Below are 15,897 nucleotides of genomic sequence, written 5' to 3'. Positions count from 1 at the left end.
TTCCGGTCGCGGTTACGGTGAGCCCCGTGACGAGGGGTTGGACGCTGGGCGATGGGGTGGGTGTTGTCGCGATCGTGCTGGGGTTGGCGGCGCCGGCAACGCTCGGGCTGTCGCGCACCGTGCGAACACCGCTCCTGGAGACCGGATGGGCAACTGTGACGGCTGCCGTCTTCATGCTCGCCGCCGTCGCGCTGTTCCGTTGGATCGCGCCCCAGCGCGACAGCCTCCGGCTCGCGCGCGACGGCACCCTCGGGCCGAGGCTCTTCGTGTTTCTCGGCTGTCTCTGGCTCCTCTGCCCGTTCCTCTCGATCGTCCGGCTCGCCGACGATCCGTCGGCGGTTGCCTTCGTCGGCCTGTTCCTGCAACTCGCCGCCATCGTCGCTGTCTTTCGGCACGCGCAGCGATCGCCTGCTCGGTCGTAGGGTGAGCTGCGGACGAGGAGGCAACTGTGCAGGCTTATCCGCGGCGGATGCATACGGCGCTGGACACGACCGACGTCCGCGGGCTGGCGGAGTTCTACCGCGAGCTGCTCGGCCTGCAGTACCGGCCCGGTGACGAGCCGCCTGCAGACGGCACCGTGGACGAGGCCGACTGGCTGGTGCTGGTCGACGACGACGGCAACCGCCAGCTCGCCTTCCAGCAGGTCGACGCCCTGCCCCGCTCCACCTGGCCGTCCCAGGACGTACCGATGCAGCTCCACATCGACTACGCCGTACCAACCCTCGAGGACCTGCACCACCACCGCCGCCGAGCCGAGGCGTTGGGCGCCGAACTCCTCCTGGACCGCACCACCACCCCCGGGGAACCCCTCTACGTCCTGGCCGACCCCGCCGGCCACCCCTTCTGCCTCCTCGTCGGTTGATCCCGGTCACCCGGTTCCGCGAACCCTGAGCTTCGGCGTCACAAGCGGGTGGTGGGCGGTGTCTTGTGGCTGTTCGGCAGCTACTAGATGAGGACATGACATGACGGTTGCGTTGGTTACCGGGGCTAACAGGTGACGTTGGACGTGACTGATGCCGGCACGATCCGCGAGGCGGCTCGGTGGATCGACGAGCGGTTCGGGCGGCTCGACGTACTGATCAACAACGCGGGGATCACCGGCTCCGGGCAGGTCTCGCCGCAGGACGCGTACGACCAGGTGCCGAGCACGGTGAACCTGGACATGGTGCGCGAGGTGTTCGAGACCAACGTGTTCGGGGTGATCGCGGTGACCAACGCGATGCTGCCGTTGCTCAGGCGGTCGTCGGCGCCGCGCATCGTCAACGTCAGCAGCCACGGCGCATCCCTCGCGCTGACCAGCGACCCGGACGGCCCGTTCACGGCGCTGCTGCCGTCGGCCGCGTACATGCCGTCCAAGACTGCGTTGTCCGCGCTCACCGTCCAGTACGCCAACGAACTCCGCAAGGACGGCATCCTGGTCAACGCCGCCGCCCCCGGGTACGTCGACACCGACAGCAACAACCACACCGGCTCCGCACGATCGCCGAGGGCGCCACCGCCTTGGTCCACCTCGCCACCCTCCCCGCCGACGGCCCCACCGCCACCTTCCACGCCGAGGAAGGCCCCGTCCCCTGGTGACGCCGTAGGCTGCTGCCCATGTTTCGCGAGGCCGGTGCCGACGATTTCGACGCTGTCATGGGGCTCTACCGCCAACTGCATCCCGCTGATCCGGTACGGCGCGACGGCCGCGACGCCGACGTGTTCGCCGAGATCCTGAAGACCCCCGGGCTGCGGTTGTTCGTCCTCGAGGTCGACGGGCGCGTCGTGGCCACGACGTACCTCAACCTGATCCCGAACCTCACCCGCGCGGCCGCGCCGTACGCGGTGATCGAGAACGTCGTCGTCGACGCGGGCCTGCGCGGAACCGGTCTCGGCAAGCAGATCATGGCCGCCACCCTGCAGACCGCCTGGGACGCCGGCTGCTACAAGGTCATGCTGATGACCGGCTCCCGCCGCGAATCCACCCACGCCTTCTACCAAGCCTGCGGCTTCGACGGCACCGCAAAGACCGCCTACGTCGCCCGCAAGCAGTCAGCCGAGCTCGCGGAAGGTGGTCCGTAGGTCCGGGTCGAACCCGCCTTCGACCCGGACGTCACCCGGCTGGGTTGTCACCCCTTGGCGTGTTCCAGGGCCCAGTCGAGGGACTCGTCGGCGATTCGTTCCCAGCCTTCCTGTGCCGGGATCAGGTGCGCGAAGCCGTCGTACTCGCGGGTTTCAGTGAGCGACTTCGACTTGTAGTGCTTGGCGTTCGAGCGCTGGACCTCGGGCGGCATGATGTGGTCCTCGGACGCGGACACGAACAGCAGCGGCGCGCGGGAGTCGTTGTGGTAGTCGACCCAGGTGTCCTGGTGCCCGGGCTGGAAGTTCGCCAGCACGCTGCCCCACAGGATCCCGCCGTTGGCCGGGATCGCGTACCGCTCGTACGCCCGGCGCGCCTCGTCCTCGGGGAAGGTGTTGGTGAAGGCGTAGTTCCACTGCTCGAAGCTCAGCGGGATAGCCTTGTGCCGGTTGGCCGGCGACTTCAGCACCGGGAACGTCGACTTGACCTGCGACAGCGGCACGACGCGCACCCCCTCGGTCGGCGCCGAGCACATCGCCACCCCGGCCGCGCCGAAGCCGTGGTCGAGCAGGATCTGGGTGAACGCGCCGCCGGCCGAGTGCCCGATGATGATCGGCGGCTGGTCGAGCTCGCGGATCACCGACTCCAGGTGCTCGATGATGGCCGGCACGGTCAGCTTCAGGATCGGCGTCGGGTCGGCGTTCAGCGATTCCACCTCGACCTCGAAACCGGGGTACCCGGGGGCCAGGACCTTGAAGCCGCGCGCCTCGTAGTGCCTGATGTAGTTCTCCCAGCTTCGCGGTGTCACCCAGAAGCCGTGTACCAGCACGATGGTGTCTGCAGGCATGGTGGTGCGTCCTTCCGTCCGGGAGGTTTGCCGGAAACGTAGCTGCCGGCACCGAGTCCTTCGTAGGATGTGCGTGCACGGATCTGGGCTGTGTGTGCACAGTTCGCCCCCCAGATTCCAGGGGTGGAGGGGGTTGGGGAATGGCCGTGCTGCTCGACACCGCCGTACTGCCGCGGCGGGACCGGCTCGAGGCGTTCTACGCGGCGATGATGTCGGCGAGTGTTCCGTCGCGGGTCGAGCACGAGAACCCGGGCGGTGAGGTGCACGCGCGGATGGACTTCTGGCGGCTCGGGACACCGGACCTGTTCCGCAACGAGGGGTCCGGCATCCGCCTGGTTCGAACTCCGAAGCACGTGCGGATCGGCGGTCCGGAGCGGCTCGCGCTGGCGGTCCAGGTGGTCGGGTCCGGGGTGTTCAGCCAGGGCGGCGCGGACCAGCGGGTGCGGACCGGCGAGTTGATGCTGGTCGACCTGACCGCGCCGTACGACTTCGCCTGGAGCGGTCACGGCGCGTCGCAGGCGTTCCAGATCGACTACGCCGATCTCGGGCTGAGTGTCGAGACGGTCCGCGCGGCCGCGCAACGGTTGCCGAGCAGCCCGCTGTACGAGCTGATGCTGCACCATCTGACGTTGCTGCCCGGCATCATCGACGCACTCCAGGGGACGGAATCAGCTGAGATGGTCGGTACGGCGACCACCCAGCTCGTCCGCGCGTTGCTGACGTCGGCGGCGGACGACGTACAGCAGCCCCCGGCGATGGCCGACGTACTGTTCACGCGCATCACTTGGTACGCGCGGCAGCACCTGGCCGATCCGGATCTCACCCCGGCCCGGATCGCGGCGGAGCACAACATCTCGGTCCGCTACCTCTACAAACTGTTCGCCGAGCAGCACCTCAGCCTCGAGCAGTGGTTGATCGCCGAGCGCCTCAAAGGCGCCGCCCGCCAGCTCGCCGACCCGACGTACCGGCACCGCTCGATCGCGGCGATCGCGGCCGACTGGGGCTTCCTGGACCCCGGCCACTTCACCCGGCGGTTCCGCAAGGCGCACGGCATGACGCCGCACGAGTGGCGCCGTACTAACCAACCCTGAACACGGGCCACCCGATCTCGGTCCGCCAGCTCGCCGGATTCGGGTTGTCTCGCGGACCGACGACGTACGTCTCGTGCACCGGACCGGCGACGGCGAGCGCATGCTCGACCACCCACGCGCCCAACCGTCCGTACGTCACGTCGATGTCGTCATGCGCGCCGTCATGCACGGTCGCGGCCAGCTCGACCGCGGGCAGCTGGACCGGCCGGACCCGCCCGTACGTCGGCGGGTCCGCGATCACGCGATAGACCAGGACCCTTCCGTGGCCGGCCGCGAACAGCTCGTTGTCGTAGTGCCCGCCCGGCGGCCCCAACCCCGTGCCACCGACCGCATCGAGCTCGTCCATCGCGTCGTCGTACCACTCCAGCACGTTGCCGAGCTCAACCAGATCGGTGATCGCGGCAACGACCCGGGCAGGTTCGGAGCGGACCGCCACCGGGAGCTCACCGGGCTCGGGACGCAGCAGCCGCTGCAGCGAGTTGACCGCCGCGCGCGTCCGGTCGAGAGACGTCTGCAGCCGGTCGAGGTGGCCGGCGATCAGCTCGGCCCGGACACCCGGATCGTCGGTCGCGAGGATCTTGCCGACCTCGGCCAGCGGTACGTCTAGCTCGCGCAACCGGTGGATCACCTGGGCCGACGGGATCTGACCGGTGCTGTAGTACCGGTACCCGGTCGACGGATCGACCGTGGCCGGCTCGAGCAGCCCGCTCTCGTGGTAGCGGCGAAGGGTCCGCACGCTCAGATGGGTGAGCTGCGCGAACTCGCCGATCGTCAGCCCGCCCCGCACCCAGCCACTGTGCACCCTCCCCCGGGGCGAGAGTCAACCTCCTTGACCCTCTCCCTGCGGGAGACCGCAGAGTCGGAGCCATGTTGCCTTCGACGATCACCAGCTACCTGGCCCAGCCCGCCCTGTCCCTGTACGCCGACGACGCGGTCGTCACCGACGACGGCAAGACCTACCGCGGCCGCGACGAGATCGCGGTCTGGCTGGAGACGGCGGCCGGCGAGTACACCTACACCACCGAGCTCGTCGCCACCCGGCAGGTCGACGCGAACACCTGGGTCGCGGTCAACCACCTCGAGGGGAACTTCCCCGGCGGCACCGTCGACCTCCAGTACACCTTCACCCTCGAGGACGACCTCATTACGCGACTCGTCATCGCACCCTGAGGTCGAAGTTGAGAGGATCGTGCAAGCCGCCGCCAGCAATGGTCTACGAGAACACCAGGCTGGCGGCGTGTACTGGTCGTGTACCCATTAACGACTCAGTAGGAGATTGCACGATCATGCAGGTAGCTGTGGTCACCGGCGGAAGCTCCGGTATCGGGCAGAGCGCGGCCTTCGAGCTGGCGAAACGCGGTACCGGGGTCATCCTCACCTACAACGGCAACCCGGCCGGCGGCCTGGAGACGGCCGACCGCATCGAGAAGGACGGCGGTACGGCGGTCGCGCTGCCACTCGACGTGGGTCGCAGCGACACGTTCGCCGACTTCCGGGCGAAGGTCGAGCAGGCCCTGGCCGAGCGGTGGGACCGGACCTCGTTCGACTTCCTGGTCAACAACGCCGGGGTCGGGCAGCACCCGGTCCCGTTCGAAGAGACCACTGAGGAGCTCTTCGACCAGATGCTCCGGATCCACCTGAAGGGCCCGTACTTCCTCACCCAGACCCTGCTGCCGCTGCTCGCGGACGGCGGCGCGATCGTCAACACGAGCAGCAGCTCGGCACTCGACAACACCAAGCCCGAGCCCGGCTACTCGGTCTACGCCAGCATGAAGGGCGCCCAGCTGGTGCTGACGCGGTACCTCGCGAAGGAGTTCAGCGCCCGCGGCATCCGGGTGAACGCGGTCGCGCCCGGCGTCACCCGCACCCGGCTCGGCGACGACGCGTTCGCGAAGTACCCCGAGCTGATCCCACCGCTGGCCGCCCGCACCGCCCTCGGCCGAATCGGCGAACCCGACGACGTCGGCAAGGTGATCGCCTTCCTCCTCTCCCCCGACGCCGCCTGGCTCACCGCCCAAACCATCGAAGCCAGCGGCGGCTACGACCTCTGACCCGGCGGCCAGGAATCTCCCCAGACGACTGACCGTGCGGCCCGGTAGTCACCGGAGGATTTGCTGATCGTCACGCGTTCCCTGACGCCGGCCGGGAGGCAGACATCCAGCAAGACCTGGCCTTTCGGCTGGGTTGGCCGGCCGATGATGCGCCCCGGAGCCGGCCGGACCGTTCTCCGTGTGGCCACGAGGTAGGCAAACTTCTCGTCCTCGTAGTTGCGCGTGCCGTGCTTGGCAAGGCGGTGAAGTTCGGTGCGAGACAGTCGTACGGCGAAGTGGCACCAGTCGCCTGTGGTCAGCGGGCAGCGCTGCTGATGTGGGCACGGCGCGGCAATCTGCAGGCCGGCCGCGATGAGTTGCCGGCGGGCGTCGAGGATCCGCTGGAAGCCGCGTGGGGTACCCGGCTCGACAATGACCACGGTGCCGGCGGTCGCGGCTGCGGTCGCGATCAGCCGGAGGCGGTCGGCCTCGGTGAGCTCGTTCAGGACGTAGGCGATGGTGATGAGGTCGACTCGGCGATCCGGCTTCCACTGACGGAGGTCGGCCGTCGTCCACCGTTGATTGCTGGTGGCAAGAGTTGCGCCGAGGCGGACGGCGGCTGGTTGCCGCTCGACGGTTTCGGTGGCGATGCCGGGCCACACGTCGGCGGCGGCCCAGGCGGCGGCTCCGGTGCCGCCGCCGAGGTCGAGGTGGGCGCCGAACGCGCCGACGTGGACGTCCGCCGCGAGCAGCGCGGAGCGGATCGCGGCGTAGGTGGCCGGCATCCGGAAGACGGCGTACGCGAGACAGTCGAGGTGATCGGTCATCCCGGGCGTTGTGTCATCCACCTGCTCGGCGCGGTAACGAGCCGACATCGCGGCCGCGCGAGCACGCAAGTCGTCGTACGTCACGCCCTTGAGGGCAGCATGCAGTTGGGTGTCCAGAGCGGACATGCGAGAACTCCGGTTCGGTCGGTACGGGCGCACGCAACTGGGCGTGCAGGACCCGCGGCCTACGCCGCGACGTACCAACCGGTCCGGAGCTTCAGAGGATCAGGCAGCGCACCCGGAGGGGTCGGCACGGAACCGGATAGCCATGCAGGTCATGACCCACCTCCTCGAGAGACAACCCACCCTAGCCAACAACCACGTCGGGGTGCTGCTGGTTTTCAGCGGGCGAGGCAGGTGCAGATGCAGGCGTTGTTGCCTTGCGGATCAGCCAAGACGGTGAACGAGGGCGCCTCCTTGTCGTAGACGATGCGGCCGCCTGCGGCGAGGCCGGCCGCGATGCGTTGCTCGGCTACGTCGTGAGGCACCCACAGGTCGACGTGGAAGCGTTGCCGCGGCGTCTCGTGCGCGTCCGTGCCCTGGAACCACATGTTCGGCACCCGCGCCGTCGGGTCGAACACGTCGTCGCCCTTGAACGACTCCGTGCTTCCCGTGAGTACGGCGGCCCAGAACGGCCCGATCGCCGCGACGTCGGCCGTGTCCAGCGCGAGCTCGAACTGGGTCACCGCCGACGGATCGGACCCGAGCCCCATCGACCGCGCGATCGAACTGATCCGCCGAGCCAGTCCCAGATCCCGATCAGTCACCCCCGGCACGACCTGCTCGGCACCCGAGTCGTCGACGTAGACGGCTTCCTTGCTGATCAGCTTCAGCTCGACGAACCCGTCCCCGATCCTGACCTCCGCACAGCCCTCGCCGACGGCCTCCACGAACCGGAGGCCGTCGGCGAAGGAATCGATCAGAAACCGTGCATGCAGGGCCTGGGCGAGCTTCCGCCAGTCGTCCAGCCCGGCATCCAGAATCACCTGCGTCGTCACCATGTCCATGCCTTCCCCCAATCACGAGAAGGCTAGGACACCCCACCGACAAACCCTCAGATCAGGACTTCCTTGCCGTCCTCGACCACGATGTCGCCGGTGCCGATCGAGCCGAACCCCTCCTGCCGCAGCGTCAGCGACACCGCCCCCGAACCGCCCTCGCGGACCTCGGCCGCGGTGATCTTGTACGTCGACGGCACGGCGCCGTCCTCGAACAGCCGCTTCCCCGTGCCGACCACCACCGGGAGCTGGATCAACCGGTAGGTGTCGACCAGGCCGGCGTCGTGCAGGGTCCGGGCGAGCTGCCAGCTCCCGTGCACCTGCAGCTCACGGCCCGGCTGTTCCTTCAGCCGCCGTACCTGCTCGACGATGTCGTCGCCGCGCAGCACGGTCGTGTCGCCCCAGGCCGCGTCCTCGTCGGACAGCGTGTTGCTGACGACGTACTTCTTCCAGGTGTTCAGCGCGGTGGCGACGAGGTTGTCCTCGACGTCGACCTGCGACCAGAACGTGCGCATCATCTCGAACGTCGACCGGCCGAGCAGAATCGCGTCCGCCTCGCGGAACCACCCGTCGACCGGGTCCAGCTGACCGTCGCCGGCGTGCGGCACGATCCAGCCGCCGTGCTCGAACCCGTTGCTTCGGTCCTCGTCCGGGCCGCCCGGCCCCTGCATGACGCCGTCCAGGCTGACGAAGGTGTTGACGCTGAGTTCCATGGCTTTCTCCCAAGCTCGTAGGTGCGTTCTCGCCTACGCGTCGAACCGCTCGGGCCGGACTCGACATTTTTCAGTGCACAGATTTCTCCAGTACGGCGAGATCGCGCTCGGCGTACATCCGGTGCTCCCACTCCTCGCTCAGGATGCACCCCAGGCAGTCACTGACCTGGTAACTCTCCGAAGCGGGGTACCCGGGCTCGGTGACGGGCTCGGTCATCGTCGCGAGCTGCTCGTCGGTGAGCTCCGCGATGACCGTCCGGACCGTCGCCATCCGGTCCGCCCGGAGCACGAGCACCTCGTCCAGCGACGGCCGTACGGCGCGGTCGCGTGGGATCGGCGGCGTGTCGCGCATCTCGTCGTGCGGCAGGTCCAGCGGGTCCCACGGAGCCGGGTCGCCGAGGACGGTACGCCGTACCCAGGCATCCGTCGCGAACACCAGGTGCCGCAGCGTCTCGATGAACGACCACTCCCCATCCACCGACTCGTGCAACTTCTCCGCCGGCAACCGGCGCGCTCGCTCGACCGTCTCGCCCCACAACCCCTCGAGCAACGCCCAAGCCTCGCGATACCCCTCCGCATCACTCGGCCGCATCTTCTCCCGCCCCGGATACCGCCGATTCAACTCCGCATCGATCAACGGCACCACATCAACACCCCACACCTTGAGGTTGCGGACCTCCCCGTCAATCGCCACGTCGGCCACCAGCGCCCCCCGAATGGTCACCCCACTGAAGTTCACGATGTCGAACCGCGCCCCCGCCAGATCAACGTCGTGAAACATCGCCCCCCGCAACGACGACCCCTCAAAACGAGCCCCAGCAAGATCCTGCTCCCTGAACTCGGTCATACCGCCACCCTGGCCCGCATCCTCAGCCAGGTCCAGCATCAGCTGAGGTTGTAGGCGCGGGCCTGGAGGTTGTAGAGGGTGGCGTAGTGAGAGGGGTGGGTCATTAGTTGATCGTGGGTGCCGTACTCGACTACTTGGCCGGCGTGGAGGACGACTATGAGGTCGGCTGCGCGGACGGTGGAGAAGCGGTGGGTGACGAGGAGGGTTACGGCGCCGGTGGTGCGGGCTTGGTGGGCGGCTTGGGTGTAGCGCTGGAAGAGTTGGTGTTCGGTGGTGGGGTCCAGGGCGGAGGTTGGTTCGTCCAGGACCAGTAGGAGGGGATCGCGGCGCATCAGGCCGCGGGCGATGGCCAGGCGTTGGCGTTGGCCGCCGGAGAGGTCGACGCCGCCGTCCCAGGTGGTGCCGAGCTGGGTCGACAACCCGTCCGGGAGCGCGCGCAGGACATCCTCCGCGGCTCCGTCGCGCAACGCCTGATGGACGCGGGGCTCGTCGTCGATCGCGGTCAGGTCGCCGAGGCCGACCGCTTCGCGCGCGATCAGCTCGAAGTCGGCGAAGTCCTGGAACGCCCCCGACAACCGCGCCCGCCACGCCCCCGGATCCAGCTCGGCGAGATCGATGCCGTCGACAAGGATCCGTCCCTCGGTCGGGCGATACAGCCCGGTCAGCAACTTCACCAGCGTCGACTTCCCCGCGCCGTTCTCCCCGACCAGGGCAACCACGGTCCCGGCCGGCAACTCCAGATCCACTGACGCGACCGCGTCCGTCTCCGACCCGGCATGCCGAAAGCGAACGCCCTCGAACCGGATCCCCGACTTCAGTGCGCCGGGCGGCTCCGCCGTACCACCCCCAGCCGCTTGTACGGCGTAGTCCTGCAACCAAACGAACCGCGACACGTTCCGCAGCAGCCGAGCCGTGTCCTGTACGGCGTTCGTCAGGATGTTGCTCACGTTCTCCAGTCCGCGCACCGCGGTCACCGCCACCACGAGTGCCGACACCGGGACGACTCCGTGCACAGCGTCGTACGTCATCCACCCGAGCACCCCGATCGCGGTGCCGAAGAACACCACCGCGATCCCAGCCGACAGCAACGCGTTCTTGTAAGCACTCCGCACCGCAGGCTCCCGCCAGGCGTTCGCGCTGTCGCGAACCCGCCGCCGCAACTCCTGCCGCTGTCCGAAGACCCGCGCCTCCGCCCCGCCGTACGGCGAGGTGACCAGGTCGACCAGGTGTTGCGTCAGCCGAGCCGGCGCCGCGCTCTGCTCCTCGGTCTGCCGGCCCCAGCGAGTGGTCCAGCGGCCGGTCAGCAACCGCGGGAACCCGAGCGCCGCGAGGATCAGCAGCCGCCAGTCCGCAGTCACCGCGACGACCAGGATGCCGCCCGCGAAGGCAAGGTTGTTCACGATGTTCAGCAGCATGTTGAGCGCGCCGCCGAGCGTCCCCTGCCCGTCGCGGAGACTCTGCGTCTGATCCAGGTACTCGGGCGACTCCAGATGTTCCAGCGTCGGCACCCGCCCGATCAGCTCGGCCACCTTGGCGTCGAACTCGAAGCCGATCCGCTCCATCAGCCCGATCCGCGCGTTCGAGCCGACCATGACCAGCAGACTCTGCAACCCGGCCACAGCCACCAGCGCAGCGGCCGCGACCAGCATCTGCCCGCGGTCGGCCGCGATCGCCCCGGCCACGAGCAGCCCGAGGAACCACGGCACCGCCGCGCGCACCAACCGGCCGACGGTCTCGGCGAAACACGCGAGCACCAGCCCCGGGCTGGTCCGAAACGCCGCCGTCAGCACCATCCACAGCCCGCGCCTCACTGGAACCGCCCCGCCTGCAACCGGAACAACCCCGCGAACACCCCGCCGGCTGCCATCAGCTCGTCGTAGCTCCCGTCCTCCACGATCCCCTGCTCCGGATCCAGTACGACGATCCGCTCAGCGTGCCGCACACTCGACAGCCGATGCGTCACCAGGATCGTCGTTACCCCGGCCGTCGTGTCCAGGAAGCGGTCGAACAGCGCAGCCTCGGTCCGTACGTCGAGCTCCGCAGTCGGCTCGTCCAGGATCAGTACGCCGGCGCCACACCCGAGACAGCCGCCAGAGCACGGGCCAGCGCGACTCGTTGCCACTGACCACCTGACAGGTCGGTTCCGCCGTCGTACTCGGCCGACAGCACCGTGTCCCACCCGACGCGCTTGAGCAATACACCGCCCGCCGCATCAGCGAGCGCCTTGTCCAGCCGGTCCTGCGCAACCGAACCGAAGCCGACGTTGTCGCGCAGCGGCAGGTGGTAGCGGACGAAGTCCTGGAAGATCGCCGCCACCCGCGGCTGCCCGGTGATCTCCTCGACCGGGTCGATGCCGCCGACCGTGATGGTGCCGCTGTCCGGCCGGTAGAGGCCGCAGAGCAGCTTGATCAGCGTCGACTTCCCGGCGCCGTTGGCCCCGACGACCGCGACCGACTGCCCGGCCGGGATGTTCAGAGTCAGCCCGGACAACGTCGGCGACGACCGAGTCGGATAGGTGAAGGTGACGTCCGTCAACTCGATCGCCAGGGCGCCTTCGACCTTCCGCGCAGCAGACGAGCCAGGTGCCGCGAGGTCGATGCCCGGCAGACCGGCCTCGCGTCGCAGTCCGACCAGGGCCGCGACCGTCGCGGCGTACTGTCCGAGCGCCCGCTGCGTATCGCCCAGGATCCCGAACGCGTCCATCGCCAGCAGAGCCTGGGCCAGCGTCAGCACAGCGGCCACCCCGACCTGCCGATCGGTCACGTCATGGATCAGCAAGGCCAGAACGCCGGCGATAACCGCCGCGGTCACGAGGCAGCTGGCGTACACCGGCCGCAGACCACGTCGACGGGCCGGCCAGAGTTCACTCATCGCCGACAACCACGTGAACCGGTAGCGCTCGAGCAACCAGTCCGCCACCCCGAACAGCCGCACCTCTTTCGCGGCCGGCGCCCGGGTCAGCAGACCATGCAGGTACGACGCTCGCCGTCGCGGGCCGGCCGACGACTGCAGGACCTTGTCGAACGACGCGTCCACCCACTGCCTGAAAGCCCGTGCGATCAGCATGAACGCACCCGCCACCACGAACGGCACCCACCAACGCCAGGTAAGCAGAACGGCGAACGCGCCCAGCCCGGTCAACCGCGTGCCGAGCACCTGCCACGCGTTGCTCAACCCGAACAGGAACGTCCAGTCGCGGGTCGCGTCCACGACAGCCTGCAGGCGACCCGAGAACCCCGGCGAGTCGAGCAGCTCGAGACCTCGCGGCTGCAGGCCCGTTTCGGCGAGCAACTCCAGCACGTACGCCGCCGTCGCGGCCGTCGTCTTCGCGGTCAGCCAGCCCTGCAGCGAGGCCAGCAACGGACCACTGAGCATCAGCCCAGCCGTCACCCCGAACCACAACCACACCGACCCGTCGCCGGACAGCGCTGCAATGAACTGCCCGATAGCGACCATCAGACCGGTCCCGACAGCAGCGCCCAGAACCACGACGACGAGCGTCGCCACCACCCACCCTGGGCACGCCCGCCACATCACCCGGGCTTGCAGCCAGTACCGCGTCACGCGGCCAGCTCTCGCGTGATCGTCGTGACGTGGGCGGCGAACCAGTCGCCGCCCGCTTCGTGCTCGGCGTGCAAGGCCATCAGCGACCAGAGCACCCGGTAGTACGACAGCGTCCGGTCGAGCACCGGCGTACGGCGAAGGTCGTAGCCGGCCAGGAACGCCTCGGTCGCCGCCTCCCCGGCCATCGAGAACCGCGCCACGTCGAACAGCGGGTCGCCGTACATCGCGTCACCCCAGTCGATGACGCCCGTCAGTTCGTTGCCCACGGCATACAGATGACGCGGGTGGAGATCGCCGTGCAGCAACACGGGCTCGACCTCGGCCACGGTGTCGATGAACGGCGGCACCGTCTCGCGGAGCCGCCGTACCAAGTCCTGAGGAACGATGTCGGCGAGCACGTCGAGCCGATCGATCGTCCGCCGGAGCCGCGCGGCCCAACTGCCATCGCCATGAAGACTGTGCAGTCGGCGGAACCCGCGGCCGGCTGTCTCGAAGACTGCAGGCGCCGACGACGGGGTGCCGGGGACCTCGGCGCAGATCAGGTACGTCGGCTCGACGGCCAGGATCTCCGGCGCCGGCACACCGACGGACCGGGCCAGCGAGCAGGCGCGAGCCTCGGCCTCGACCGTGTCGCCCGACTTCAGGTAGTAGACGCCCGACGAGGTGTGCAGCCGGAAGGTCTGGTTGCCGACGAACCCGTCGACCGGCTCGACCTTCGCGATTGGGCCGACGACGGCGGCAGCGAGCGCGCGGGCGTCGAGTGGGGGCGGCGGCACGACGTCAGCGTAGTCGTGAACGGTGAAGCCCACAGCTAAATTGCTTGCCGGTCGAAAACCGTCGCTGCTGTACTCGTGCGGTAAGCACAGGTGCCGAGTCAAGGAGAGCAGCGATGCGACCTCGCTTCATGTCAATCGCGGACCGTACTCACACCTGTGCAAGGGACATGAAGCGTTGTGAAATTACTGAACCTTGGGATCCTGGCGCATGTCGACGCCGGTAAAACCAGCCTGACCGAGCGGCTGCTGTACGCCGCCGGGGTCATCGACGAGGTCGGCAGCGTCGACGACGGCAGCACCCAGACCGACTCGCTCGCGCTGGAACGCCAGCGCGGGATCACCATCAAGTCCGCGGTCGTGTCGTTCACGATCGCCGACGTCACGGTCAACCTGATCGACACCCCCGGGCACCCGGACTTCATCGCCGAGGTGGAGCGCGCGCTCAGCGTGCTCGACGGCGCCGTCCTCGTCATCTCGGCGGTCGAAGGCGTGCAGGCGCAGACCCGCGTGCTGATGCGGACGCTGCAGCGACTCCGGATCCCGACGCTGATCTTCGTCAACAAGGCCGACCGGGCGGGCGCGCAGTACGACGGCGTTCTGAAGAGCATCGCGGACAAGCTGTCACCCGCGATCGTGCCGATGGGCTCGGCGGACAGCCTCGGCAGCCGGTCGGCGACGTTCACGCCGTACGGGCCGGATCATCACCCGCACCTGCTCGAGGTCCTCGCGGAGCGCGACGACGAACTGCTCGCGACCTTCGTGGAGAACGAGAAGGCCATCTCGTACGACGACCTGCGCCACAAGCTCGCCGCACAGACGCAGCAAGCGCTGGTGCACCCCGTCTACTTCGGCTCCGCGATCACGGGCGCTGGGACAGACGCACTGACCGAGGGCATCCGGGACCTCCTCCCGCTCGCCGCCCAGGACCTCGACGCGCCCGTCGACGGGTCGGTCTTCAAGGTCGAGCGCGGTCCGGCCGGCGAGAAGGTCGCCTACGCCCGGATGTTCTCCGGTACGGCGCGCGTCCGCGACCGGCTGCGCTTCGGCGACGACCGCGAGGCGAAGCTGACCGCGCTGGAGGTCTTCGGCGAACCGGCGGCCACCGAGGTGCGAGCCGGCCAGATCGGCAAGCTGTGGGGCCTGGCCGACATCCAGATCGGCGACCGGCTCGGCTCCAGCCGGCACGAGGGCGGCGGGTTCTTCGCGCCGCCGACGCTCGAGACGGTGATCTCGCCCGTGCGGCGGTCCGACAAGGGCAACCTGCAGGTCGCGCTCACCCAGCTGGCCGAGCAGGACCCGCTGATCAACCTGCGCCAGGACGACCTGCGGCAGGAGACCTACGTGTCGCTGTACGGCGAGGTGCAGAAGGAGGTCATCCAGACGACGCTGGCCACCGAGTTCGGGATCGACGTCGAGTTCCGGGAGACCACCACGATCTGCATCGAGCGGATCGACGGCGTCGGGCAGGCGGTCGAGTTCAACAAGAAGGACGAGAACCCGTTCCTGGCCACGGTCGGGCTGCGGGTCGAGCCGGCGCCGGTCGGGACCGGAGTCGGCTTCGAGCTGGAGGTCGAGCTCGGGTCGATGCCGTTCGCGTTCATCAAGGCGGTCGAGGAGACTGTCCGCGAGACCCTCGAACAGGGCATCCACGGCTGGGCGATCCCGGACGCGCGGGTGGTGATGACGCACTCGGGGTACTCGGCGCGGCAGAGTCACGCGCATGCCGTCTTCGACAAGAGCATGTCGAGCACGGCCGGCGACTTCCGGTTCCTCACGCCGCTCGTCCTGATGACCGCGCTGCAGCAGGCCGGTACGACGGTCCACGAGCCGATGCACCGCTTCCAGCTCGAGATCCCGACCGACACGACCCGCGCCGTACTGGCTGCCCTCGCCCGCCTGCGCGCGATTCCGCAAGTGCCGGCGCTGGCCGCCGAAACCTCAACCCTGGAAGGAGAAATCCCGGCAGCCGCCGTCTACCGCCTCGAACAGCAACTCCCCGCCCTCACCCGCGGCGAGGGCGTCCTGGAGTCGGCCTTCGAGCGCTACCAGCCTGTGGCCGGCCCCATCCCGGACCGGCCACGCACGGATCACGATCCGCTCAACCGGCGGGAGTACCTCCTCCACGTCCAGCGGCGGGTGTGACAA

General features: G+C 68.8%; 17 protein-coding genes and 1 pseudogene. 8 read left to right on the top strand and 10 right to left on the bottom strand.

The window, feature by feature from the left end; all coding sequences use genetic code 11:
- Positions 1-26 precede the first annotated feature (26 nt).
- The 4 genes and pseudogenes from ACWCOV_RS05985 (at position 27) to ACWCOV_RS05970 (ending at position 2,061) form a co-directional block, all read left to right on the top strand.
- On the top strand, positions 27-422 hold the full coding sequence (locus ACWCOV_RS05985) for a hypothetical protein (RefSeq protein WP_449828102.1): 396 nt from the start codon (positions 27-29) through the stop codon (positions 420-422).
- Between the two features lie 26 nt (positions 423-448).
- Positions 449-862 (top strand): VOC family protein, encoded by a 414-nt coding sequence (locus tag ACWCOV_RS05980; RefSeq protein ID WP_449828101.1) that lies wholly within the window; start codon positions 449-451, stop codon positions 860-862.
- Between the two features lie 132 nt (positions 863-994).
- Positions 995-1,411, top strand: a pseudogene (locus ACWCOV_RS05975) (SDR family NAD(P)-dependent oxidoreductase); the annotation flags it as partial.
- A gap of 185 nt (positions 1,412-1,596) precedes the next feature.
- A complete protein-coding gene (locus ACWCOV_RS05970) occupies positions 1,597-2,061 on the top strand; it encodes an N-acetyltransferase family protein (RefSeq protein WP_449828100.1) in 465 nt (154 codons plus the stop codon).
- Positions 2,062-2,108: 47 nt separating this feature from the next.
- Here ACWCOV_RS05970 and ACWCOV_RS05965 read toward each other — a convergent pair whose 3' ends face one another.
- Positions 2,109-2,906 carry an alpha/beta hydrolase gene (locus ACWCOV_RS05965; RefSeq protein ID WP_449828099.1) on the bottom strand — a complete coding sequence of 266 codons (798 nt, stop codon included), beginning with the start codon at positions 2,904-2,906 and terminating at the stop codon, positions 2,109-2,111.
- Positions 2,907-3,046: 140 nt separating this feature from the next.
- Between ACWCOV_RS05965 and ACWCOV_RS05960 the strand changes: the two genes are divergently transcribed.
- On the top strand, positions 3,047-3,997 hold the full coding sequence (locus tag ACWCOV_RS05960; RefSeq protein ID WP_449828098.1) for a helix-turn-helix domain-containing protein: 951 nt from the start codon (positions 3,047-3,049) through the stop codon (positions 3,995-3,997).
- Here ACWCOV_RS05960 and ACWCOV_RS05955 read toward each other — a convergent pair.
- Positions 3,984-4,784, bottom strand: coding sequence for a MerR family transcriptional regulator (locus tag ACWCOV_RS05955; RefSeq protein WP_449828097.1), 801 nt, complete (start codon positions 4,782-4,784; stop codon positions 3,984-3,986). The genes ACWCOV_RS05960 and ACWCOV_RS05955 overlap by 14 nt on opposite strands.
- 80 nt (positions 4,785-4,864) lie before the next feature.
- Here ACWCOV_RS05955 and ACWCOV_RS05950 point away from each other — a divergent pair, with 80 nt between their 5' ends.
- Together ACWCOV_RS05950 and ACWCOV_RS05945 are read left to right on the top strand one after the other, a co-directional pair.
- Positions 4,865-5,167 (top strand): nuclear transport factor 2 family protein, encoded by a 303-nt coding sequence (locus ACWCOV_RS05950; RefSeq protein WP_449828096.1) that lies wholly within the window; start codon positions 4,865-4,867, stop codon positions 5,165-5,167.
- A 116-nt stretch (positions 5,168-5,283) separates the two neighbouring features.
- Positions 5,284-6,048 carry an SDR family NAD(P)-dependent oxidoreductase gene (locus ACWCOV_RS05945; RefSeq protein WP_449828095.1) on the top strand — a complete coding sequence of 255 codons (765 nt, stop codon included), beginning with the start codon at positions 5,284-5,286 and terminating at the stop codon, positions 6,046-6,048.
- Here ACWCOV_RS05945 and ACWCOV_RS05940 read toward each other — a convergent pair.
- The 8 genes from ACWCOV_RS05940 to ACWCOV_RS05905 form a co-directional block, all read right to left on the bottom strand.
- The gene (locus ACWCOV_RS05940; RefSeq protein WP_449828094.1) at positions 6,036-6,980 is read right to left on the bottom strand and encodes a small ribosomal subunit Rsm22 family protein; all 945 of its coding nucleotides are present in this window, start codon (positions 6,978-6,980) and stop codon (positions 6,036-6,038) included. The two genes, ACWCOV_RS05945 and ACWCOV_RS05940, sit on opposite strands and share 13 nt — an antisense overlap.
- Before the next feature lie 215 nt (positions 6,981-7,195).
- Positions 7,196-7,873: a VOC family protein gene (locus tag ACWCOV_RS05935; RefSeq protein ID WP_449828093.1), complete on the bottom strand. Its 678-nt coding sequence runs from the start codon at positions 7,871-7,873 to the stop codon at positions 7,196-7,198.
- Positions 7,874-7,908: 35 nt separating this feature from the next.
- Positions 7,909-8,565 (bottom strand): dihydrofolate reductase family protein, encoded by a 657-nt coding sequence (locus ACWCOV_RS05930; RefSeq protein WP_449828092.1) that lies wholly within the window; start codon positions 8,563-8,565, stop codon positions 7,909-7,911.
- Between the two features lie 70 nt (positions 8,566-8,635).
- A complete protein-coding gene (locus ACWCOV_RS05925; RefSeq protein ID WP_449828091.1) occupies positions 8,636-9,412 on the bottom strand; it encodes a DinB family protein in 777 nt (258 codons plus the stop codon).
- Positions 9,413-9,450: 38 nt separating this feature from the next.
- The gene (locus ACWCOV_RS05920; RefSeq protein ID WP_449828090.1) at positions 9,451-11,223 is read right to left on the bottom strand and encodes an ABC transporter ATP-binding protein; all 1,773 of its coding nucleotides are present in this window, start codon (positions 11,221-11,223) and stop codon (positions 9,451-9,453) included.
- The gene (locus ACWCOV_RS05915; RefSeq protein WP_449828089.1) at positions 11,220-11,534 is read right to left on the bottom strand and encodes a hypothetical protein; all 315 of its coding nucleotides are present in this window, start codon (positions 11,532-11,534) and stop codon (positions 11,220-11,222) included. The genes ACWCOV_RS05920 and ACWCOV_RS05915 overlap by 4 nt, the downstream gene beginning before the upstream one ends.
- Entirely contained in the window at positions 11,471-12,976 is a 1,506-nt protein-coding gene (locus ACWCOV_RS05910) for an ATP-binding cassette domain-containing protein (RefSeq protein ID WP_449828088.1), read from the bottom strand. The genes ACWCOV_RS05915 and ACWCOV_RS05910 overlap by 64 nt, the downstream gene beginning before the upstream one ends.
- Complete coding sequence (locus ACWCOV_RS05905; protein ID WP_449828087.1) at positions 12,973-13,752, bottom strand: phosphotransferase family protein; 780 nt, start codon at positions 13,750-13,752, stop codon at positions 12,973-12,975. Before ACWCOV_RS05905 ends, ACWCOV_RS05910 begins: the two co-directional genes overlap by 4 nt.
- 177 nt (positions 13,753-13,929) lie before the next feature.
- Here ACWCOV_RS05905 and ACWCOV_RS05900 point away from each other — a divergent pair, with 177 nt between their 5' ends.
- Positions 13,930-15,894 carry a GTP-binding protein gene (locus tag ACWCOV_RS05900; protein ID WP_449828086.1) on the top strand — a complete coding sequence of 655 codons (1,965 nt, stop codon included), beginning with the start codon at positions 13,930-13,932 and terminating at the stop codon, positions 15,892-15,894.
- Positions 15,895-15,897: the final 3 nt, after the last annotated feature.

The organism is Kribbella sp. NPDC002412 (genome assembly GCF_053592935.1).
This window is presented reverse-complemented; position numbering and strand designations above follow the sequence as displayed.